The sequence below is a fragment of the Aequorivita sinensis genome (genome assembly GCF_006346335.1).
Lineage (GTDB): Bacteria > Bacteroidota > Bacteroidia > Flavobacteriales > Flavobacteriaceae > Aequorivita > Aequorivita sinensis.
In genome coordinates this window covers 251901-273688 of record NZ_VDMC01000001.1, presented here as the reverse complement: position 1 = coordinate 273688, position 21788 = coordinate 251901, and the positions used below count along the sequence as shown (strand labels likewise).

At 34.9% G+C, this 21788-nt stretch carries 19 protein-coding genes and 1 tRNA gene; 7 read left to right on the top strand and 13 right to left on the bottom strand.

All coding sequences use genetic code 11. From position 1 onward, the window contains the following. The first annotated feature begins 4 nt into the window (after positions 1-4). Complete coding sequence (locus FHP04_RS01275) at positions 5-2596, top strand: CHAT domain-containing protein (RefSeq protein ID WP_158319102.1); 2592 nt, start codon at positions 5-7, stop codon at positions 2594-2596. Here the strand turns inward: FHP04_RS01275 and FHP04_RS01270 are convergent. The 4 genes from FHP04_RS01270 to FHP04_RS01255 form a co-directional block, all read right to left on the bottom strand. Further along, entirely contained in the window at positions 2588-3577 is a 990-nt protein-coding gene (locus tag FHP04_RS01270; protein WP_139854019.1) for an aspartate-semialdehyde dehydrogenase, read from the bottom strand. The genes FHP04_RS01275 and FHP04_RS01270 overlap by 9 nt on opposite strands. A gap of 398 nt (positions 3578-3975) precedes the next feature. Further along, on the bottom strand, positions 3976-4386 hold the full coding sequence (mscL, locus tag FHP04_RS01265) for a large conductance mechanosensitive channel protein MscL (protein WP_139854018.1): 411 nt from the start codon (positions 4384-4386) through the stop codon (positions 3976-3978). A gap of 79 nt (positions 4387-4465) precedes the next feature. Beyond that, entirely contained in the window at positions 4466-5575 is a 1110-nt protein-coding gene (gene alr, locus FHP04_RS01260; protein ID WP_139854017.1) for an alanine racemase, read from the bottom strand. A 2-nt stretch (positions 5576-5577) separates the two neighbouring features. After that, entirely contained in the window at positions 5578-6237 is a 660-nt protein-coding gene (locus tag FHP04_RS01255) for a thymidine kinase (RefSeq protein WP_139854016.1), read from the bottom strand. A 184-nt stretch (positions 6238-6421) separates the two neighbouring features. Here FHP04_RS01255 and FHP04_RS01250 point away from each other — a divergent pair, with 184 nt between their 5' ends. The 3 genes from FHP04_RS01250 to rsmI are packed head-to-tail and all read left to right on the top strand — an operon-like array spanning position 6422 to position 8327. Further along, positions 6422-7282: a hypothetical protein gene (locus FHP04_RS01250; protein WP_139854015.1), complete on the top strand. Its 861-nt coding sequence runs from the start codon at positions 6422-6424 to the stop codon at positions 7280-7282. A gap of 10 nt (positions 7283-7292) precedes the next feature. Continuing rightward, entirely contained in the window at positions 7293-7649 is a 357-nt protein-coding gene (locus FHP04_RS01245) for a DoxX family protein (RefSeq protein WP_139854014.1), read from the top strand. A 3-nt stretch (positions 7650-7652) separates the two neighbouring features. Then, entirely contained in the window at positions 7653-8327 is a 675-nt protein-coding gene (gene rsmI, locus FHP04_RS01240) for a 16S rRNA (cytidine(1402)-2'-O)-methyltransferase (RefSeq protein WP_139854013.1), read from the top strand. A gap of 34 nt (positions 8328-8361) precedes the next feature. Here rsmI and FHP04_RS01235 read toward each other — a convergent pair whose 3' ends face one another. Then, a complete protein-coding gene (locus FHP04_RS01235) occupies positions 8362-8952 on the bottom strand; it encodes a carboxymuconolactone decarboxylase family protein (RefSeq protein ID WP_139854012.1) in 591 nt (196 codons plus the stop codon). Positions 8953-9040: 88 nt separating this feature from the next. Continuing rightward, positions 9041-10531 (bottom strand): T9SS type A sorting domain-containing protein, encoded by a 1491-nt coding sequence (locus FHP04_RS01230; RefSeq protein ID WP_139854011.1) that lies wholly within the window; start codon positions 10529-10531, stop codon positions 9041-9043. 153 nt (positions 10532-10684) lie between these two features. On the opposite strand from FHP04_RS01230, the gene recJ reads away from it, so the two are divergent. Next, positions 10685-12376, top strand: coding sequence for a single-stranded-DNA-specific exonuclease RecJ (gene recJ, locus FHP04_RS01225; protein WP_139854010.1), 1692 nt, complete (start codon positions 10685-10687; stop codon positions 12374-12376). A 40-nt stretch (positions 12377-12416) separates the two neighbouring features. Here the strand turns inward: recJ and FHP04_RS01220 are convergent, their stop codons facing one another. After that, the gene (locus FHP04_RS01220; RefSeq protein WP_139854009.1) at positions 12417-13184 is read right to left on the bottom strand and encodes a UDP-2,3-diacylglucosamine diphosphatase; all 768 of its coding nucleotides are present in this window, start codon (positions 13182-13184) and stop codon (positions 12417-12419) included. 52 nt (positions 13185-13236) lie between these two features. Further along, positions 13237-13686 carry a 6-pyruvoyl trahydropterin synthase family protein gene (locus FHP04_RS01215; RefSeq protein ID WP_139854008.1) on the bottom strand — a complete coding sequence of 150 codons (450 nt, stop codon included), beginning with the start codon at positions 13684-13686 and terminating at the stop codon, positions 13237-13239. A 106-nt stretch (positions 13687-13792) separates the two neighbouring features. Here FHP04_RS01215 and FHP04_RS01210 point away from each other — a divergent pair, with 106 nt between their 5' ends. Continuing rightward, positions 13793-14428, top strand: coding sequence for a 2OG-Fe(II) oxygenase (locus tag FHP04_RS01210; RefSeq protein WP_139854007.1), 636 nt, complete (start codon positions 13793-13795; stop codon positions 14426-14428). Between the two features lie 128 nt (positions 14429-14556). Here FHP04_RS01210 and FHP04_RS01205 read toward each other — a convergent pair whose 3' ends face one another. Both FHP04_RS01205 and FHP04_RS01200 read right to left on the bottom strand, forming a co-directional pair. Continuing rightward, positions 14557-15891 (bottom strand): MATE family efflux transporter, encoded by a 1335-nt coding sequence (locus FHP04_RS01205; RefSeq protein ID WP_139854006.1) that lies wholly within the window; start codon positions 15889-15891, stop codon positions 14557-14559. A gap of 40 nt (positions 15892-15931) precedes the next feature. Next, positions 15932-16438 (bottom strand): GNAT family N-acetyltransferase, encoded by a 507-nt coding sequence (locus FHP04_RS01200; protein WP_139854005.1) that lies wholly within the window; start codon positions 16436-16438, stop codon positions 15932-15934. 137 nt (positions 16439-16575) lie between these two features. On the opposite strand from FHP04_RS01200, the gene FHP04_RS01195 reads away from it, so the two are divergent. Further along, a tRNA-Ala gene (locus FHP04_RS01195) sits at positions 16576-16649 on the top strand. 29 nt (positions 16650-16678) lie between these two features. Here the strand turns inward: FHP04_RS01195 and FHP04_RS01190 are convergent. The 3 genes from FHP04_RS01190 to FHP04_RS01180 form a co-directional block, all read right to left on the bottom strand. After that, positions 16679-17518, bottom strand: coding sequence for an alpha/beta hydrolase family protein (locus FHP04_RS01190; RefSeq protein WP_139854004.1), 840 nt, complete (start codon positions 17516-17518; stop codon positions 16679-16681). Next, positions 17518-20247 carry a PD-(D/E)XK nuclease family protein gene (locus FHP04_RS01185; protein ID WP_139854003.1) on the bottom strand — a complete coding sequence of 910 codons (2730 nt, stop codon included), beginning with the start codon at positions 20245-20247 and terminating at the stop codon, positions 17518-17520. The genes FHP04_RS01190 and FHP04_RS01185 overlap by 1 nt, the downstream gene beginning before the upstream one ends. 75 nt (positions 20248-20322) lie before the next feature. Beyond that, positions 20323-21714 (bottom strand): OmpA family protein, encoded by a 1392-nt coding sequence (locus tag FHP04_RS01180; RefSeq protein WP_139854002.1) that lies wholly within the window; start codon positions 21712-21714, stop codon positions 20323-20325. Between the last annotated feature and the right edge of the window lie 74 nt (positions 21715-21788).

Genomic DNA, 21788 nt, shown 5'->3' with positions numbered 1-21788 from the left:
AACTTTGTTTTTCCTGATTTGTATTGGAAGTTCCGTTGCGCAAACACAGGATGTTGATGCTATTTATTCACGCTTAGATTCCTATATAGAACAACCAAACTCCGAGAACCAATTCGAACTCTTGAATGTAGTGGATGCTACGCTCTCAAGAGATAAAGAAGTGCTGTTGGCGAAAACCATTGCTTATTGCAATATTGGTTATATAGAAACTCAAAACAAAGCACTTCAAAAAGCTATCGAAGTTTACGAAAAAGCAAAGCAATTATACTTTTCTGAAAGCCTTAGTAACTACGATATTATAGAATATTGTCTAAAGCCTCTAGGTAATCTTTATATAAAAACCCAAGCCTTATCAGAAGCAGAAAATACTATAAAACATTACATAATTTATGCTAGGGAAACTGGGCAAGCTAATCAACATGTTAGTGGTATCTTAAATCTTTCTGTATTATATCACAATCGAGGAGAATTTCATAAAGCGAAAAATATCTTGCTACAAGCCCTAAAAGATTCGCCCACCAATCATGATTTAAAAATTAATTTAGCAAGTGCATATTTTGCTCTACATCAGATAAAAGAAACTAAAAATCTTTTAAATGAAGTTTTAAAATCAAATTCTAATGACCCAAAAGCCTATCAACTTTTAGCGCAAGTTGAGCTTTCAAAAAAAGAAAATGATAAAGCAATTCTCAATTTAAAAAAGGCTATTAAAATCCTTCATAACGCCTCTAACATAAATTTTCGAGAAGCCGCGAAAATGCAATTATCATTGGCAGAAACTTATTTTGTTTCAGGACAGATGGAAAATTCTCTATCTCAAATTCAGCAAATTTATAAGTTGTTAATTCCTTCGTATAATATAGAACAGTCTATACCTAGAAATGATCAAGTATATGCGGAAACGATTTTAATGGATGCCTTGGACTTACAAGGAAATGTACTCAACAATCAAAGTAATTTAAATGAAGCGTTAGAAGCTTTTAATCTCGCTTCTGAAGTTAGTGATTATCTTTTTGCAGAACTGTATGTTCAAGGTAGCAAATTGTTAGCCCAACAAGACGTAAAACGTAGAAGTGAGATGATGATGGAAGTGTTTTATAAGCAATATCAGTCAACTAAAAACAAAGAATGGATTGCTAAAGCCGTACAACTCGATAACAAGGTGAAAGGGAGAATTGTAAGTGAGGCGGTGTTTTTAAAAGCCAAACTGAACTCGTCAGAAAATAAAAAGTTTTCAGAATTTCAAAAGCTTCAAAAGGAGTTCGCTGTAATAAGTGATCAAATTCAAAAACAGGTTTTAAATAATAACCTTGATTATGATAAGTTGGTACATCTTCAAAAAGAATACAGTGCACTACTTACCAAGCAAAGAATACAATATACTAATATTCAATCTGAAATAGCGAATTCACTAATGTCAAATTCCTTTGTTGACCTAGATGAAGTTATACATAAAGCTACAATTTCAAATCAGACTTTGGTGAGTTATTTTGTTGGTTCCGAGGTTGTTTATCAGTTTGGTATTTCAAAAGAAAAACTAATATTTAAGAAAATTGTTGGTTCAAAGACAGAGCATCATCAATTTATAGAAACAATTCGTTCTTATAATCGTTTTTTTGATAACCCAGCAACTATTAACAATGATATACCGCTCTTTACTGATTCTTCTTTAAAGCTTTTCAGAAAACTGCAGTTACCAAGAGCAGAAAACTTGATTATTATTCCCGATGGAATTTTATCATTTATTCCTTTTCAAACATTATTAACTTCAGAATCATCGATTTTTAAATACGCTGAAATGCCTTTTTTAATTTTTGAAAGTACAGTTTCCTACACAGTTTCATTTACTGAATACTTAAGAAATACTACCCCTTTAGATGAAAGGCAATCCGTTTTAGGGGTGTTTCCTGTGTTTAAAAATTCAGCTCAGGAATTAGAATATTCGGTTAATGAAGCAAAAGCAATAGCCGAAGTATTTAAGTCTGATATGTTAATGGAGACTAAGGCCACAGTTAAAAACTTTGTTGCAAGTGCCGATTCTCATACAATTTTACATCTGTCTACTCACGCAACTGGAGGTAGTTTTAGCAGCGGACCATCAATAAGTTTTTTTGATCGAACATTTTCGGTAGAAGAACTTTATGGGCTTGAATTTTCTAATCAATTAGTGATTTTAAGTGCTTGTGACACCGGAGTTGGAAAAGTAGTTAAAGGTGAAGGTGCTTTGAGTTTAGCGCGTGGGTTTCAGTATGCGGGTGCTTCTAATGTGTTGTTTTCTTTGTGGCAGGTAAATGATAAAAGTACAGCCGAATTAATGGAGTATTATTATCAAAACCTAAGTAAAACCCATTCTCGAAATCTTTCACTTCATGGAGCTAGTTTAGATTATCTCCAAAACAAAACTATAGACAACACCCGTAAATCACCTTATTATTGGGGTGCATTTGTTTATTATGGTACCACAGATGCTCCTCAAGAAAAAAGGAATATAAGTTCAGTTTACTTTTTACTTCTTTTAATTCCTTTAATAGGAATAGGAATTTGGTATTATAAAAAGAGAAAGAAAACCTCAGTAAATTCAAAAGAATTATATTAAAGAATTAGCAACCAAGTATTCCGCAATTTGAATTGTATTTGTAGCTGCGCCTTTTCGTAGGTTGTCACTCACAATCCACATATTTACTGTGTTTTCCTGTGTTTCATCTCTACGAATTCTCCCAACAAAAACCTCGTCTTTATCGTGTGCGTAAATTGGCATCGGATAAATGTTTGTGTCTATATTATCTTGCAACGTAACGCCAGGAGTTTCGTGAAGCATTTTGCGAATATCCCCTAATTCAAATTCGTTTTCAAATTCAACGTTAACCGATTCACTATGTCCACCAGAGGTTGGAATGCGTACTGCTGTGGCTGTAATTGAAAAAGTGCGATCGTCTAATATTTTTTGAGGTTCTCGAGCAAGCTTCATTTCTTCTTTGGTATAACCATTTTCTTCAAACACATCACAGTGTGGAAGTGCATTTTTATGAATAGGGTAAGGGTAAGCCATTTCACCTTTTATTCCGGCCATTTCATTTTCCATTTGTTGCACCGCCTTCAATCCAGTTCCAGAAACCGATTGGTAGGTAGAAACAACAACGCGTTTCATTTTGTACTTTTTATGAAGTGGTGCTAATGCCATCACCAATTGAATGGTTGAGCAGTTTGGATTAGCTATTATTTTATCCTCTTTAGTTAAAATATGAGCATTAATTTCAGGAACAATTAACTTCTTGTCGCGATCCATTCGCCAAGCAGAAGAATTGTCGATAACCGTTGTTCCAACTTCAGCAAACTTTGGAGCCCATTCTAATGATGTACTTCCGCCTGCAGAAAATAAAGCAATATCCGGTTTGGCTGCAACAGCTTCTTCTAGACCTATTACTTTATAGGTTTTGCCTTTAAAAGTCATCTCTTTTCCAATAGATCTTTCTGAAGCTACTAAAAGCAGTTCATCTATAGGGAAGTTGCGTTCTGCTAACACTTTAAGCATTACTTCACCAACCATACCAGTTGCGCCAACTACAGCTAATTTCATATTCTGAAAATTATTATTCGTTATTTTAATTCTGTAAATACACTAATCTAGCGTGCTCGAATTATTAATTACTTATCTACAAAGGTCGGAAAGATTTTTACAAAGCAAGCAATGAGTTTGAAGTTAAATTTCACTTAAGAGGAAAGCCTTAACACAAAGGAGAATTAACCAAATATAGACGCTACTTTGTGCTATTTTAATGATTTGAAATTTTATTTCGTCTATTAACAGTTTTGTCAATTTAAAACAAAGAAAAACCCTCTATCTTTTTATTGATAGAGGGTTAAGGTTAGAATATATAGTGTAGCGGTACTTCGATAAATTTTCAATAAAATCCTTAGATAATTTATCAGAACTACTCAGTAACCTTTATTGATAAAGTCACTTAAGTAAGAAAATTATTTTTTTCTAAGCTCGTCACGAATTTCTAATAAAATATCCTTTTCAGATGGTCCTGGGTCTGGAGCAGGAGCTTCTTCTTTTTTCTTACGTACGTTTCCGTAAGCTTTTACTATCATAAATAAAACAAATCCTACAATTATCAGGTTAATAATGGAATTTACCCATTTACCCCACATAACTGCGTTTTCTGGTTCTACAATTTCGCCATCAGGACCAATTACAGCTGGATCTAATACATACTTAAGGTCGGCAAAATCCATTCCGCCTGCAAAATGCCCAACGATTGGCATAATCATGTCGTTAGTAAATCCTGTAACAACAAGGCCAACGGCACCTGCTAAAATTACAGCAACGGCAAGATCTACGACATTGCCCGTCATAATAAAATCTCTAAATTCTTTTAACATGTTGATTAGTTTAATGTGTTAGTATTTCCAAATTTAGCGAAATATTTATACAATATATCACAATAAATTCAGCATTTGTTTATTTACGGCAAATCACTCTTATAATACGTTGTGAAATTGCAGTTAGTAATTCATAAGGAATAGAGTTTATAGCTGCAGATAAATCTTCCGCAGTATTTGTGGAACCAAAAACAATAGCTTCATCGCCTTCCTCACACTCAATATCTGTTACATCAACCATAATCATGTCCATACACACATTTCCGTGGATAGGAGCTTTTTTACCATTAATAACTACCCAACCTTTGCCTTTGCCATAAGAGCGTGGAATTCCATCGGCATGACCCAGCGGTAAAGTGGCAGATTGAGTGGTCTTCTCAACAATTATACCTCTGTTATATCCAATACTTTCACCTTTATTAACTGTGTGAATTTGTGAAATAACCGTTTTTAAAGTTGCTATTGGTTTAAAGTTTTTATTTTCTTCTTTATCGTTACCAAAGCCATAAAGTCCTATGCCCGAACGGACCATATCAAAATGTGCTTCAGGGTAATTAATAATCCCAGATGTGTTTGCACAGTGCAGTAATGGCTTATATCCAAGTTCCGCAGTTAATTTTTCTGAAATGCTTTTAAAAGTATTAATCTGCTTAAGTGAAAACTCTTTTTCTGATAAATCTTCAGAAGCTCCTAAATGTGAAAAGGCCGATTTTACTTTTACACTTTTTGTAGCTGCTAATTTTTTAGAAATTAATGAAATTTCGTCTTCTGTAAATCCTAGCCGGTTTAATCCAGTGTTGAATTTTAAGTGAATTGGATAGTTATTTTGATTAGTTTTTTCGGCGTATGCTATGAATTCATCTAATATTTTAAAAGAATAAATACTAGGCTCTAAACATCGATTTACTATAACATCAAAGTTTACAGGAAGTGGGTGTAATACTAAAATTGGTGTTTGTATTGCTGCATCTCTAAGAGTAACTCCTTCAATTGGATAGGCTACAGCAAAATAATCTGCACCTAAATCCACAAGTTCTTTGGCAATAGCAACTGAGTCGCTTCCGTAAGCATAGGCTTTTACAACAGCCATAAACTTGGTGTTGTTTTTTAATTTTGAAGTAAGGTATTTGTAATTATTGCTTAAGGCGTTTAAGTCTATTTCTAATATTGTTTCTGTTGCTTTGGGCATAGTTATGCTTTTTTTCCTGTATTTTCAGGAGGAATTTTATCGTTTAATTCTTCAACATCTTTCACTTCTAGTTTTACGACTTTGTCACGTAACTGTGCTTTATAAAATGCAGCTCGACTTAAGGGTTCATATTCTTCTGTTTCTCCTAGTAAAACTAGTGATTCACTTTTAGCTTTACGATAGCTATAGTGCGCAAGATTTCCTGTTCGGGTACAAACAGCGTGTACTTTAGTTACATATTCAGCAGTTGCCATTAATGCAGGCATCGGCCCAAAGGGATTTCCTTTGTAGTCCATATCCAGTCCTGCAACAATCACTCTTACACCTCTATTGGCTAGGTCGTTACATATTTTTACAATTTCATCGTCAAAAAATTGAGCTTCATCAATCCCAACTACATCGCAATTATCTGCCAAAATTGGAATATTTGCAGCGGCAGGCACTGGTGTAGATCTAATTTGGTTGCTATCGTGACTGGTTACTGCATCTTCAGCATAACGAGTATCTATGGAAGGTGTAAAAATCTCTACTTTCTGACGTGCAAACTGAGCTCGTTTAAGCCTTCGGATAAGTTCTTCGGTTTTTCCTGAAAACATGGAACCGCAGATTACTTCAATCCAGCCAAATTGTTCTTTCTGATTTACGGTATTTTCAAGAAACATAGTTTAAATTTACACGCAACATTCAACTTTAATAATTTTACCAAAAGGATATTCAACTTGCGGTTTGGTTGAAGCCTTTGGAAATCAACGTATTTACATAAGTATATAAAAATAGTTGATGATTACACAAAGGATGCGTAAATTTATAAAAACAAAATAGAAATACGGTTTAATTTAATAAGATATGAAGAAGAAACTGCGAGAGCAATTATCGACAGTCGCAAAGAAAATAATAGCTAATGAAAGTACTTTTGAAACCACATCTGTTAAAGGGTTAGTCAGAGAGCTTTACGATAAATTGATAGTGCTTGAGTATCTAGAAAACCAACTTGAAGGTGATTACGAAACAGAGCCAGAAAAAGAGATGGAACAAGAAGAATCGTTAGACTCTAAAAGTTTTCGTGAAGAAAATTGGTTTACTGAGCCTGAGCCTGTGCCGCAACCAGAACACAAGGAAGATCTTATTGAACCTTTAATGGAGAAAATTAAGGATATAGTAGCTCAAATGCCTGAAGAAAGCGATAAGATAGATGAAATGCTAGACGAATTGCTTCCTAAAGTTGAGGAACCAAAAATTCCTGAGGAATCGAAAACACCTGAGGAACCTGCTCCAGATACAGCGCCTTCAAATCATATAAAAAATGAATTGGAAGAATTTGCTTCTACCTATCAAAGAATGCCTGAATTTGAAAGAAAGCAAACAAATTTGTTTTCAAACCCAGTTGAAGTTTCAGAACCAGTAGAAGTGAAAGATGTTGAAGAAAAGAGAAAACCTGCGTCTGAAACAAAAGTGAAATCTTTAAACGATGTTGTAAATAAAGGATTGAATGTAGGTTTGAATGATAGATTGGCATTTATAAAGCATTTATTTGATGGGCAAATTGAAGATTACACTCGTGTGTTATCACAAATAAATACTTTAGAAAGTTATGAGGAGGCACAATCCTTTTTAAACGCTCAAGTAAAACCAGACTATAATCATTGGGAAAATAAAGAAGTTTATGCCGAAAGGTTTATGAATATAATTGAAAAGCGATTTAACTAACACTTAATTTATGAGAGCCCAAAAATCAGTTTATTGGATTGCAACTGGGCTACTAAGCGCTTTATTTTTGTATTCTGCATTTATGTACCTAACTGATACAGCGGTTATTGAAGGTGATTATCAAGATTATCAATACCCTACTTATTTAGTTATACCTATGGCAATTGCTAAAATAATTGCCATATTTTTTATTTTATACCGAAAACCAAAATGGGTGATGGAATGGGCTTATGCAGGTCTGTTTTTTGATATGGCATTGGCTTCTTTTGCTCATTATTCTATTAATGATCCGGGAATAACACTTCCACTTATTGGAATTGTATTATTACTAATTTCTTATTTCTTCGGAAAAACTGTACGCCCATAAACTATGAAGGGAAAACTCTACCTAGTGCCTACACCAATAGGTAATTTAAAAGACATGACTTATCGCGCTGTTGAGGTGCTTAAAGATGTAGATTTAATATATGCAGAAGACACGCGAACTAGTGGAAAATTACTGAAGCATTTTGAAATAAATACTCAAATGTATTCTCACCATATGCACAATGAGCACAAAACTGTGGATGGAATTGTAAAGCGTATTGAAAACGGTGAGAACATAGCGTTAATTAGTGATGCAGGAACACCAGCTATAAGCGATCCAGGGTTTTTACTAACGCGCGCTTGTGTTGAAGCCGGTATAGAAGTGGATTGTTTGCCTGGAGCTACAGCCTTTGTTCCTGCTTTGGTAAACAGTGGGTTTCCAAATGACAAATTTGTATTTGAAGGCTTCCTTCCTGTTAAAAAGGGAAGACAAACTCGTCTTCAATTTCTAGCTGAAGAAACTCGAACTATCATATTTTATGAATCACCTCATAAATTGCTGAAAACACTTGCACAATTTATTGAATATTTTGGCGCTGATAGACAAATATCGGTTTCACGCGAACTCACAAAACTACACGAAGAAACCGTCCGCGGTACCGCTGAAGAAGTTTTAAAACACTTCGAAAACAAACCACCAAAAGGAGAAATTGTAGTTGTTGTTTCGGGCAAGAAATAACGAAAATCTAAAATTATAGATCGTCAATTTTACATTAGATGTGTTTCCCTTTATTCCATCCGTGTTTGCCGAGATATTGCTCACCGCTTTCAATGGCTCCTTCTTCAATAGTAGTACTCATTGAGTCATTCCAACGATTTAAATATCCAAAAAGAGAAATAACACCTAGCATTTCCACTATTTCACCTTCATTCCAATATTTGTAGAGTTGTTGTTTTATTTCATCATTCACTGCATTCGGCACCTGACTTGCCGCTAATGAAAAGTCTAATGCGGCTCGCTCAGCCTCTGAAAAAGAAGGGTGAGTTCTGTATTCCCATATGTTATCGAGTTGCTCCTGCTCGGCTCCATAGCGTTCTGCAGCTCGAATGGCATGGGCTTGACAATAGCGACAGCCTGTGGCATTGCTACTTACCCAAGCAATCATTCTTTTTAAAGCGGATGTAACCCGTCCTTCATTCGCCATTACGGCTTTGTTCAGGTTTATAAACGCTTTGCTAATCGCAGGGCGGTGTTGCATAGTGAGCACACTATTTGGACAAAAGCCTAATGTTTCATTAAAAAATTCGGCCAATTGTTTTGTTTCGGTATCGTGGTTTGGGGAAAGGGGTGTAACTAATGGCATAGCTTAAATTCGTTTGAAATCCGAAAATACAAAATGCATTCGCAAATTCTAAATCACAAGCTCCAAAAACTGAATAAATTTTAAAAAACTAATTCTTCAATAACCGATAACCGCTGTTTGAAGTTTTTAGGAAATAAACACCGCTTTGAGCAGAGGAAAGATCCAGCTGTGTCTGCTTCTCATTTAACTGGCCGGTTGCAATTATTTTTCCTGTAATGTCTGTTATTTGGAAAGGTGTTTTTTCAGAAAGCAGTCCGCGATCAATTGTGAAAATCCCATTTGATGGGTTTGGATATATGGCTATTGTATTGGTGTCAAACTCCGGTATAGACAACGGATTGTTCATATGGCGCTCCATAACAATATCTTCTTGCCCATTATACCATATTGTACTAGCTAAACAAGTGATTTTGCCATCTTGTTGAATTACCATATCTGCAACAGCATTGTCAGAAGAATATGTAACGAAGTTAAAGCTCGAATCTGCAGTTCCATCAATATGATAACGCCTCATATAAAACTTGCCCCCGCCTTCAACAGGATTATTCAGTCCTCCAAAAATTAATAATCGTTGATTTTGTTGAACTTCAATTTTATTAATTCCTAATTGGGGATTGTTCGGGTTTATAAAACCACCGCTACCAAATGAGGTGTCAGTACCCCCGTCTGCTAAGTATCTAGATATTAGATTATGCTGTATTTCATTTTGCCAATTAAAATAAGAACTTTGTACTACAATTTTCCCATCTTCGTATACAGCAATGTTTTTTGAAGAATATTCAGAGTCAATTGTAATAATCAATACACCATTGTCTCCAAAAGAACTATCTAATGAGCCATTAGGCAAATAACGTAATAACACATCCAAGGACTCTCCATCGTGATTACAATTTGCAAGCACAATTATTTTATAATCAGGAGTTAGTACTAATTTTTTAGCGATATTTGATTGATTTCCAACCGCTGTTATTGCCACCCCATTATTACCAAATGAAGTGTCTAAAGTTCCGTTTGGCAAATATTTTTTTAAACCTATTTTAGAAATTCCATTTTCAAATAAACTACCTGCTGCCAAAATAGAATTATCATTTAATAGTGCAAAATCGCCGTAACCAGTGTTTTCAGAAAAAATTATTAATTCGCCATTGTTCCCGAAGTCTATATCAAACGAACCATCGGCTAAAAACTTATTGACTACTAATTGATCGCTAGAAGTCAAACTAAAAATACCACCTGCAACAATTTTACCGTCACTTTGGCTTAATACCTTATTGTAGTATTCATCTTCATAATTTTGGCGATTAAATAATACCACTCCATTACTGCCAAAAGAATTGTCTAAATAACCATCTAAGTTAAATCTAGCGATGGAAGGAAAGACTTCACCTTGTATTTTAAACTGTCCTGCTACTAATATCTTTTCATCTGCTTGTTGTGTAATTGATATGGCAAAATCTGAGTCGCCATTAATATCTGTTTGAATGGTTCCATCGTCACCAAAAGAAGTGTCTAAAGCTCCATCTTGAGCTCCCATAAGTGCATACGTTAATAGCACTAAAAAAAGTAGAATTTTTTTCATAATCTAGGGTTTTATGTTGGGAGGAGAGCAATACCTTTAAAGATACGAAATAATGAAAAAACAAAAATCTCGTTATCCTCTTTCAAATTTTGTAATTTTGCAAGTCCCTCTTTTTAATTTCACCCTACTTAAAGTTTATACTTTTCATAGCATATGCGCTGGACATTAAAACCTATACCTGATTCTCAAAAAGTTAATGCACTTTCAAAAGATTTGAATGTAGAACCATTAGTTGCCTATCTTCTGGTACAACGCGGAATAGAAACCTTTGAAGAAGCTAAAAGTTTTTTCCGACCAAGTTTAGAGGAACTTCACGATCCGTTTTTAATGAAAGATATGGACAAAGCTGTTGAAAGAATTCAAAAAGCTATTGAAAATGGAGAAAATATTCTGGTTTATGGCGATTATGATGTTGATGGTACTACTAGTGTTGCTTTAATGTCTTCCTATTTAAAAACTTACTACCCAAATGTTTCCACTTATATTCCAGATAGATATGATGAAGGGTATGGCGTGTCTTACAAAGGGATAGATTTTGCATTCGACAATGATTTCACTTTAATAATTGCATTGGATTGCGGCATTAAGGCAATCGATAAAGTAGCATATGCTTCTGAAAAAGGTATAGATTTTATTATTTGTGACCACCACAGGCCAGGTGATGAAATTCCAAAGGCCGTTGCTGTTCTCGATCCAAAAAGAGAAGATTGTGAATATCCGTTTAAAGAACTTTGTGGTTGTGGAGTTGGGTTTAAATTAATTCAGGCACTTTCAGAAAAAAGAGGGCTAGGCCTAGATAATATTCTACTTTATTTAGATTTGGTTGCTACTGCAATTGGAGCCGATATTGTACCTGTTACTGGTGAAAACAGAATCCTAGCCTATTATGGATTAAAGGTAATAAACAGCAATCCCCGTACTGGATTTAAAGCAATTCTTAAAGAGGTAAAAAAGGAAACACTTACCATTACCGATGTAGTTTTCATAATCGCACCGCGAATCAATGCAGCAGGTAGAATGAAGCACGGTAATCATGCTGTAACCTTACTCACTGAAGAAAATCAAGAGGATGCCGAGAAATATGCTGCAGAAATTGAAGCGTTTAATAGTGATAGGAGGGAAGCCGATAAAAAAATTACAGAAGAAGCACTTCAACAAATAATTGAAAATGATGAGGAAGATCGAAATACAACTGTAGTTTATCACGAAAGCTGGCATAAAGGTGTTATCGGGATTGTTGCCTCTCGATTAACCGAAACATATTATCGCCCAACCTTAGTGTTTACAAAAAGTGGCGAAAAGTTAGCTGCCTCAGCTCGTTCTGTAAAAGGTTTTGATGTTTACAATGCTTTAGAAAGTTGTGCAGAGCATATTGAACAATTCGGAGGACATAAATACGCTGCGGGTCTTACGTTACTGGAGGAAGATTTCGAAAACTTTAAAAATGAATTTGAAAAGGTTGTTTCTAAAACCATTACACCACAGCAATTAATCCCTGAGATTAGTGTAGATGCTATGATAGACTTAAACGAAATAACTCCGAAGTTTTATAGAATCTTAAAGCAATTTGCTCCTTTTGGTCCGGGGAATATGACTCCTGTATTTATGACTGAAAATTTAACCGATGTAGGTGTGGGTAAATGTGTTGGTAAGGATAAATCTCACTTACGACTTGTGGTAAAACAGGAAAAATCCAATCAATTTACTGGAATAGGTTTTGGTTTGGCCGATAAGGAAGATATTGCTTGTAATGGCAAGCCTTTTAAAGCAGTGTATTGTATCGATGAAAACGAGTGGCAGGGGAACGTTAGCTTACAACTCCGTCTTAAAGATATAAGAGAATAGTTTATCAGATAAAGCGCTTTAGATATCCCTAAGGCAAGATTTATTTTTTGGAAGTATTAAAATTCTGCAACTCGAACTTTTCTCCGTCAAAAACACCGTAAGAGTAATAATTTATCCAATCACCTAGGTTAAAGTAAGTTGAGTTTTCTCCAATATTAATTTCCATAGGCAAATGACGGTGCCCAAAAATGAAGTAGTCGTAATGTTTACTTTCTAGTTTTCGCTTAGAATATTGGGCTAGCCATTCCTTGTCTTCTCCAAGAAATTCTTTATCCTCATCCCCAGATATCAATTTATTTTTAACAGAAAGATGTTGTGCTAAGCGCACTCCTAAATCGGGATGTAACCATCGAAAAAGCCATTTAGAGAACGGATTTGTAAATACTTTTTTCATGCGTTTATACCCTTTATCTCCTGGGCCAAGTCCATCACCGTGACCTATTAAAAAATGTTTGTTGTTAAACACAAACTCCTTAGGTTTATGGTAAACAGGAATATTTAATTCCTTTTCAAAATAATCGTGCATCCACAAATCGTGATTCCCCACAAAAAAGTGAATTTGAATACCGCTATCGCGAAGTTCGGCCAATTTTCCGAGGGTTCGTACAAATCCTTTAGGTACTACAGTTTTATATTCAAACCAAAAATCGAAAAGGTCACCTAGTAAAAATATTACTTCAGCATCGTGCTTAATACTGTCTAGCCATTTCACAAAAATCTTTTCACGCGGCAAGCTTTCTGCATGAGTGGGCGCGCCAAGGTGATTGTCGCTAGAAAAATATATTTTTTTGCCTTGTGGAATTTGCATATTCAAAGATATAGAAAAGACATTTTGACTAAACTCGGGTTACATTCAAAATTTAATTATCTGTTGCAAACCATTCAGCATAGCTGCTATCAGTTTCTTGAAGCCTTAATGAATGAAGCTTGATGTTATCAGGCAGACGATTCTTAATCTTGTTTGAAAAGTCGATTACCATCATTTCACTTGTAGGCTGATAGTCTACTAAAAGTACACTGTGCCCACGATCACTCAATTCTTTCGCTAATTCGACGTGAGGTGTGTTCTTATTGAATACCGTAGCGTGATCAAAAACATCGACAATTTCTTCTTTTACAATTTTCTTGAGATCGCTAAAATCTATTACCATTCCAAATTTCACGTTACTGTTGTCCTGGATTGGACTACCAATAACAGTAACAGAAAGTTTGTAGCTATGCCCGTGAACATTACGGCATTTACCGTCGTAGCCGTATAAAGCATGGCCAGTTTCAAAGGAAAATATCTTAGTGATTCTAATTGTCTGCATTGTCTTAATTTAAGGAATCAAAGATACAGTTTTTGAAAGGAAAAATATTTTTGAAAATCATAATCATTTGTAACCTATATTTGCCAACTTTTTTTAAATTACATAAATGACCGAAGAAATATTTGAACAACTGGAATTCGTTGAAAACCCATTGTTTGAAACCATTATTTCTGACTTAATAAATCAGAAATACAGTGTTGTAAACGACTTTTTTTCTTCAGAAGAAGTTGTGTTACTCCGAGAATCATTGCTTGCAAAATATGAAGCAGATAAGTTTAAAAAATCTGCCATAGGGAACCGTGTTAATGAAGAAATTGATAAAACAGTTCGTGGTGATTTTATTCTTTGGATGGATGAAAAAAACGCCAATGAAACAGAAAATATATTTTTTAATAAGATAAACGAACTTGTTGGTTACTTAAACAAAACGTGTTTCTTAGGAATTTTATATAAAGAGTTTCATTACGCTGTTTATCCTAAAGGGACATTCTACAAGAGGCATTTAGACACCTTTCAAAACGACGACCGTCGTAAACTTTCAATTGTTTGTTATCTGAATGAAGATAATTGGTTAGTTGAAAATGGAGGTGAACTTACTATTTACACCGAAAACAACGAACTAGATATTTTACCACTTCCAGGTAGAGTAGTGATTTTTGAAAGTCAGATTCTAGAGCACGAGGTAAAGGTGGTAAAAGAATCAGAGCGCTTGAGTATTACGGGTTGGCTTAAAACTCGTTAATTACTTATTTTTTATTTTGTTGTAAATAACAACAGCAACCACCAAGAGTGCTAATATTAAAAATAGGCCTGGGCCACCTAAAAACTTTAAAATATCCATAGTTTAGAATTTTGTTGGTAGTAAATGTATTAATTTCCTATCAATGGAATGTATTTTCTTCGGAATTTGATAAGTAATGCCACTCCTCTATATGCTACCCATACATTCATCGCAATCCAGATTCCTAATAACCCCCAACCCATATATTTCGAAAAGTACAATACGGGAATAAACCCTAAAAATGTGGCACCTAATAGTACATTTCGCAAATACTTCATTTCTCCTAATCCTTTGAAAATAGAATCCAAAGTAAATGCAAGCGCATTCAAAGGAAGGCTTATTAAGACCATAAAGAACATCCCGTATAATATCGTTAATACCGTTTCATCTTTATTAAAAATAAGCCCTAGAGGTTCATAAAGCAATATTCCGATAATCACTAGAAACGTCGAGACTAATAAGTTGTAGAAACTCACTCTTTTAGTCAATTTCCATAAAGATTTGTAGTTGCGTTCTCCCAAAAGTTTTCCAGATAAAATATTGCCTGCCGCGCCATAACCATCCAAGAAGAATGCAGTAAAAATCCATATATTAAAAGCAATTGTATGTGCTGCAACATATTCTTTTCCTAAATCGGCAGCTTCTCGAGTTGCTAGAATTAGTGCTACATTTAGCGATACAGAGCGCAGAAATAAATTCAGGCTCATAGATACTAATCGGTTAATTTCGTGGTGAAGAGGCATTTTTAGCTTAAGAGAAACATTGGTTTTTTTCATCAGAAAGGCAAAAGCTAAGATTGCCATTATTATTTGTGAGATTAAACTAGCCCAGGCTGCTCCTTTAATTCCCATCGGCTGTATTAAGCCTTCAATCCCGTAAACTAGGGCAAAGTCTAAACCTATGTTTAATCCAGCTCCAAGTGAAGCAATTATCATTGGCCAAAAAGTGTTTTGTAGGCCACGAAAGATTCCAAAAACTGCAAATGTGAATAGCGTTAGTGGAAAGCCCCAAACCCGAATATTGTAGTAGTCGATACTGAAATCGAGAACAATGCCTTCTGCATTCATCATCGAGAATATTTCCTCAACGAAGAAATAAGTAGAAAAAAGTACAATTATACTTAAGCCAATATTAAAATATATGGCCTGTGCTGGAAAATTTTCTAATTCGCTAATTTTTCCTGCCCCTAGATTTTGTGCTACTATAGTTGAAATTGCACTTCGTGTTTGTCCTAAAATCCAAATAAGGGCCGATAGGAAGGAACCTACAATTCCGACAGCTGCGAGAGATTCTATGCCAAACTCTTTAATATTTCCAACCACTGCTGCATCTGTAGCAGAAAGTACAGGTTCGGCAATTCCAGAAATTATAGCTGGAATTGCTAGTTGTTGAATACGTTTAAAAGAAATATCTGTTGTACGCATATAACGTGCAAAGCTACAAAATAGGATTTGTTAAGCTCCGTTATTTCTTCAAAGGAAGTTCATAACAGTAAAATGGAAACTCACTTTGGTTTGGGAAATAAATGTTTTCTAACTGTTTATATCCACGCGCCTTATAGAATTTTTGATTTCGAATGTTTTTGCTGAAAGTGTCTAGTCTTACTGAAACGATGTTTTTCTGAACGGCTAATTCTTCAGCAAAATCCATCAAATTTCTTGCAATTCCCTTTCCTTGATGCTTCGGATGAACTGCTAACCGATGTATGTAGTAGTTATTTATATTCGGTGTGAGCCATTTCACACTTTTATACTCTTCATCCATTACCGTTGAAATAACGATACATCCTAAAACAATATTTTCAGATATATAAACATACAATTCACCTCTTTCGATATCTTTTTGAAAAGCTTCAACATTCGGATAGATTTCATTCCATTGAAATATACCATCAGCTTTCATCTTTTCACCACACGCTTTGGTAATTGCGAGAACTTGGTCTATTTCAGAAATATTTGCTTTTCGAATCATTAAATTTTATTACCGTTTTACAAAACTTATTTAGATTATAAAATTATTGAAAGTTTTCAGTGTTGTGCTCACAGTCTTTATAAAAAAATAGATGTATATTAAAAAAAGTAGTACTTTCGCAATCTAATTAATCCTATGGGGGATTAGCTCAGCTGGCTAGAGCGCTTGCCTGGCAGGCAAGAGGTCACCGGTTCGACTCCGGTATTCTCCACGAAAAACCACTGCTTTTCAGTGGTTTTTTTATTTAAGAAACTCGGTAGTAATTGCTATTGTTTGTGCTAAAGCTTCAGGCAATCTATTTTCATCCCAAGGATGTTTTGCATCAAAAACGTGATCAGCTCCTTCTATAATACACAGTTTGCTATTTTGATTCCAAGAATGAATTGCTTCACCCTCTTTTAATGAAACTGTAGGGTCTTCACTACCGTGTATTATAAGAAGTGGTTTTTTTAATTCTCGTACTGCTCGATGGATTGTAAACCTTTCTTCGTTTTCTTTAAAATTCTCGTAAAACTGAAAGTTATGAGGTAGTTGTTGTTTGGTGCGGCTATTTTCGACGTGTATAACGCCTGTTTCTTGCCATTTGTAAAATTCTGGACTTCCTACTTGAAATCTTGCTTTAAAATCGCTAACACTAGCCCAAGTAACAACTTTATCAATTCTCGAGTCTTCCTCAGCTTTTATTAAAACAATGCCACCTCCACGACTGTGTCCGATTAAGGAAATCTTAGAAATATGCTTTGGAAGATTTTCGTTCCCATTTTCAATCTCGTTTAGAACTCTATCTAAATCATTCATTTCTTTACTGAAGTTATTTTCAGCGAAAGCATCCAAATCTGGAAAATCGATAGGTTGATTTACCGTTCCACCATTATGAGAAAAATTGAATTTTAAGAAACAAAATCCTGCATCGGCAAATTTTTCAGCGACTAAATGCCAAGCTCCCCAATCTTTAAAACCTTTATACCCATGGCAGAATATCACGATAGGTTGAGGTTTTTCTGTTTGCTTGTAATAAACGTCGTAAAGGATTGGTTTCTTGCCTTCTGAAGTAAGTATTTGATTTTTTCTAACTATCATTATTCTATCTCTTTTTCTGTAAATGGAATGTTTGGATCACAAATCTCTAAAATTAGCTTCTTTAATTCAATTGTAAAATTATCTAAGGTTTCTTCGGTGATTAATTGTGTTTTATTTCGGCTTCTAGGTTTGTCTTTTTTCCCAAACTTAAGAAATCCACTACCTAGATTTTTAAAAGAAATTATCCCAGCCTCTGCATTGTTTACAGGTATTCCTTTATTCATCATTAGAGCATAAGTAAGTACCTGAAATGCCTTGCTGTATTTGTAATCTTCATTAATATCTTCCCATTCGGTAATCTCAACATCGCCTTGACTTACTTGTCCTGATTTATAGTCAATGATTCTTAAATGTCCGTTGTACTCATCAACACGATCAACTTTTCCGTGAATATTTACCGGAAACTCAAGTTCAGGTATTGGCACTTCTAATGTTAAATCTGTTTCAATTTTTAAAATTTTAATAGTGTTTCCAGCTTCAACATCGGCTATTTCTTTGTCTAAGAAGTTTGATATATATCTTTTAGCCACTTCAAAAATAATGAGGTTTTTTCCTTTTGAGAATGTACCCCCTTTAAAGGTTCTTTTGAATTGAGAAGTAACTTCTTCATCAATTTTCGACTTCATTTCAATAATATGTTGGGAAGTTAGAACTTCTTCTTCTAGAGGTTTATAGAATTTTTCTAAGGTGTCGTGTACAATAGTTCCTAAGGTATTAGCAGCAACGGTTTCTTCAACTTCTTCAAACTCGTTTAACCTTAAAATTCTCTGAAAATAAAAGTCTAACGGATTTCTAATATACGCTGTTAAAGCCGAGGGAGAGAAGCCTTTTGAAGCAATTTCTTTAAGTCGCGTCATTACTGCTGCGGTCTTTGCAATTTCTTTCAGGGAATGTGGCTTAATCTGTATTTTTGGAGACAGTATTTTTTTTTCAATACTGTGGTTTTCACATTTATCTATCGTTAATTGTCGTATAAAACGACTTTTCTCACCTGTATTAAGCCCTTCTGAATTATTGTTGTAGAGTAACGTTACATTGCTTGCGCGTTGTAATAATCTATAAAAGTGATAGGTGTATATCGCATCCTTTTCGGAATAGCGAGGAAGATTAAATTGCTCTTTTAAATCGTACGTAATAAAAGAGGCATTTGATTTTCCTGAAGGAAAAACGCCTTCGTTCACTGATGTGATTATTACATTCTCAAAATCCAAAACACGGGTTTCTAACACTCCCATTAGTTGAAGTCCGTCATATGCATCACCTTTAAAATCTAGTGAAGCTGTGCTTGTCAATTCTGCAAATAGAGTTTGAACGCTTTTAATAGTGTTTAAATAAGGATATTTTTCGTTTAAAGTTGCAATTTTATTAAATACCAATTTCAACTCTTGAAGAACAAGGTGTTCAACACTATTGACCTTGTTTTTATCCTGAATTGTTTTAATAATTGTTAAAGCTGAATTAACAGCTGTTGAAACGTCGTTACTCCAATTTTCGAATAAAAGTTTTAATAGGTCTTTGCCTTCATTTTCTGTTAAACCTAATATTGTTTCACTTGAAAGATGTGTAATATTTTCTTTTACTAGTTTTTCAGAAATACTTTGTGCATTAGGTAAAAACTTAGATGCTAATGGATGATTTAATATTGAAAGAATGTCTTTGTAATACAGATTATCTGTATCTCGAAGATGAATTGAAAACAGCAATTCAAAGAATACTACTGCAGGAAAATTTTTCAATGCAACCCCCATAGTCACATTAATGTTTTTTACATTTTCCGGTAGGGAGTATAGAAGGGGGACGAGTAAGTTTTCATCGCCTAAAACAATTGCGGTTTTTTTAATTTCTTCATCTGATAGTTCGGAAAGTAATTCTCCCACATATTTAGCTTGCCCAATATTTTTTTGTACTTCTACTAATTGAATGTGTTTGGGTTGTTTAAAATTATCAGAATGTATACTTGGCGGATTGTTCTGGAAATATTTCCATTCCTTAGTGTATTTTCTGATAAAATATGAGGCGCTGTGTTTTGGATCTTCGTAAAATGATAGATCTGTATCCCAATAAACTTTAGTGTTACCGGTTTCTAGTAGTTCTTGAAAAATATATTGTTCAGCGGTATTTAACGCATTAAACCCTACAAATAGATGTGTTATATTTCCATGGCTATTTATATAATGCTCAATATTTGCAGCAGCTTCCCTATATACCATTCCTTGGTAGCCGATGTTTTCTTTTAATAGCAATTCTTGGATATTATTATACAACAACGGCAGGTTTTCCCAAAACTTAAGGTAGTTTTCGATTAATTCAGTTTTTTCATCTGAAACTCCCCAGCGTTCTAAAGTTTTAATACTTGCCAAATACCCGAAAAAAGGAGCTGTTTCAACTAAATAACGATCAATCTCATTGAAGTCGTTTAGCAGTGTAGTCGCCCAGGTAGCGTAAGTTTCAAAATCATCTTTTTGTTTTATCGCAGCTGTATTTTGGTATGCCTGATAACTTTTAAAAAGTAATTCTGTATTATCTATTATAGAAAGGTTGGATAGTTGTTCTATAAACTCTTCTATACTTAATATTTTGGGAGCGAATTGTGTGTGTGAAGCTTGTTTCTTTAATTCGTTCATAAGAAAGCCACCAGCTCTCTTACTTGGTAGGATAATGGTTACTTCGGATATATCCGAGTAAGTATTTTTTATCTCTGCTAGGGTTTCTTGAATGAATGTTACCATAGCCTAAAAATAAGAAACGCCCCCGAAATTCGGAGGCGTTTCAAAAATATTTATTTAAAACTTATCGGCTGTTAATTATTTCTTTAAAGAAATTTCAACACGACGGTTTTGCTGTCTTCCAGCTTTAGTTTTATTAGTAGCGATTGGTCTAGATGGACCGTATCCTTCAGAAGTTAATCTGCTAGCGTCCATACCAATTGTAGTTAAGTAATCTTTAACTGAAGCAGCTCTTTCTTTAGAAAGTCTTTCGTTCAATTTTAAACTACCAGTACTATCAGTGTGACCTTCAATCTCGAACTTCGCGTTTGGATATTCTTTCATGATATCAGCGATGTTCTGAAGAACAGCGTAAGATTCTTTACGGATAGATGCTTTTCCAAGATCGAATAAGATAGTTTTAGAGTAATCGTTCAATTGCTTGATGATTTCTACAGAAACTTCTGGACAACCTTTGTTAGCTACAGTACCAGCAACATCTGGACACTGATCGTCTTTGTCAAGAACACCGTCACCATCTCTATCTGGCCAAGGGCATCCGTTGTTTTCTTTAGGACCAGCTTCGTTTGGACAAGCGTCGTCTTTATCAGCGATACCATCACCGTCAGCGTCTGGACAACCGTTAAGTTCCTTAAGACCAGCTACAGTTGGGCACTCATCTTTATGATCTGGCACACCGTCACCGTCAGTATCAGGACAACCGTTGAATTCAGCTAAACCTGGAGTTTCTGGGCACTCATCAAGTCTATCTTCAATACCGTCACCGTCAGTATCAGGACATCCGTTAAACTCAGCTAAACCTGGAGTTTCTGGACACTCATCATCTTTATCGTAGATTCCGTCACCGTCTGTATCTTTTCCACCAAATTGGAAAACAATACCAGCAGAGTGCTGGAAGTGAGAGATACCGTAAGCTTCTTCGAAAGCATGCTTATAAGTAGACTGTAGGTTAAGACCTAAGTTTTCAGTAAACCATACTTTAATACCAGCAGTTGCGTTAGCAGTTCCAAAACCGATATCGTCAACCCAAGTATAACCACCACCAATACCAAGAGATGGGTCAAACCAACCACCTGGAGCGATAGCGTTTCTGAAGCTGTACTTAATAGCACCATCAGCACCGTAGTAGCTAAGGTCATTTGCAGCAACGTCACCTAGTCTGTCAATTCTGTTGATAGAACCAGCAGCAGTAAATACAAATCCACTACCTACATATCTACTGATAGCAAGTCTTGAAACAGATGGTAAAATGTTCCAGTGGTCGTTTGCATTAAAATACTCGTCAAAGATCTCCCCTCTCATTCCAGGAGCTTGTAAACGTAATTGATCCTCATTTTGACCGGCAGGGTAAACGTCAACAGCGTTTACACCAACTTCAACAGCCCAAGGATTGTTCTCGTCTTGTGCATTTGCTACTCCAATTCCTAAGAAAAGAATAGCAGCAACTAAAAATCTGTTAAGATGTTTCATATTCGATTGTTTAATTTTTAAGTGTTAATTAAGAGCAAAAGTAAGTTGTTAAATATTATAAACAAAAGCAAATC

Excerpts from the sequence above, each read along its gene's own strand:
- FHP04_RS01270 (WP_139854019.1), bottom strand. The coding sequence starts at position 3,577 with ATGAAATTAGCTGTAGTTGGCGCAACTGGTATGGTTGGTGAAGTAATG.
- mscL (WP_139854018.1), bottom strand. The coding sequence starts at position 4,386 with ATGTTAAAAGAATTTAGAGATTTTATTATGACGGGCAATGTCGTAGAT.
- alr (WP_139854017.1), bottom strand. The coding sequence starts at position 5,575 with ATGCCCAAAGCAACAGAAACAATATTAGAAATAGACTTAAACGCCTTA.
- FHP04_RS01255 (WP_139854016.1), bottom strand. The coding sequence starts at position 6,237 with ATGTTTCTTGAAAATACCGTAAATCAGAAAGAACAATTTGGCTGGATT.
- FHP04_RS01250 (WP_139854015.1), top strand. The coding sequence starts at position 6,422 with ATGAAGAAGAAACTGCGAGAGCAATTATCGACAGTCGCAAAGAAAATA.
- FHP04_RS01245 (WP_139854014.1), top strand. The coding sequence starts at position 7,293 with ATGAGAGCCCAAAAATCAGTTTATTGGATTGCAACTGGGCTACTAAGC.
- rsmI (WP_139854013.1), top strand. The coding sequence starts at position 7,653 with ATGAAGGGAAAACTCTACCTAGTGCCTACACCAATAGGTAATTTAAAA.
- FHP04_RS01235 (WP_139854012.1), bottom strand. The coding sequence starts at position 8,952 with ATGCCATTAGTTACACCCCTTTCCCCAAACCACGATACCGAAACAAAA.
- FHP04_RS01230 (WP_139854011.1), bottom strand. The coding sequence starts at position 10,531 with ATGAAAAAAATTCTACTTTTTTTAGTGCTATTAACGTATGCACTTATG.
- recJ (WP_139854010.1), top strand. The coding sequence starts at position 10,685 with ATGCGCTGGACATTAAAACCTATACCTGATTCTCAAAAAGTTAATGCA.
- FHP04_RS01220 (WP_139854009.1), bottom strand. The coding sequence starts at position 13,184 with ATGCAAATTCCACAAGGCAAAAAAATATATTTTTCTAGCGACAATCAC.
- FHP04_RS01215 (WP_139854008.1), bottom strand. The coding sequence starts at position 13,686 with ATGCAGACAATTAGAATCACTAAGATATTTTCCTTTGAAACTGGCCAT.
- FHP04_RS01210 (WP_139854007.1), top strand. The coding sequence starts at position 13,793 with ATGACCGAAGAAATATTTGAACAACTGGAATTCGTTGAAAACCCATTG.
- FHP04_RS01205 (WP_139854006.1), bottom strand. The coding sequence starts at position 15,891 with ATGCGTACAACAGATATTTCTTTTAAACGTATTCAACAACTAGCAATT.
- FHP04_RS01200 (WP_139854005.1), bottom strand. The coding sequence starts at position 16,438 with ATGATTCGAAAAGCAAATATTTCTGAAATAGACCAAGTTCTCGCAATT.
- FHP04_RS01190 (WP_139854004.1), bottom strand. The coding sequence starts at position 17,518 with ATGATAGTTAGAAAAAATCAAATACTTACTTCAGAAGGCAAGAAACCA.
- FHP04_RS01185 (WP_139854003.1), bottom strand. The coding sequence starts at position 20,247 with ATGGTAACATTCATTCAAGAAACCCTAGCAGAGATAAAAAATACTTAC.
- FHP04_RS01180 (WP_139854002.1), bottom strand. The coding sequence starts at position 21,714 with ATGAAACATCTTAACAGATTTTTAGTTGCTGCTATTCTTTTCTTAGGA.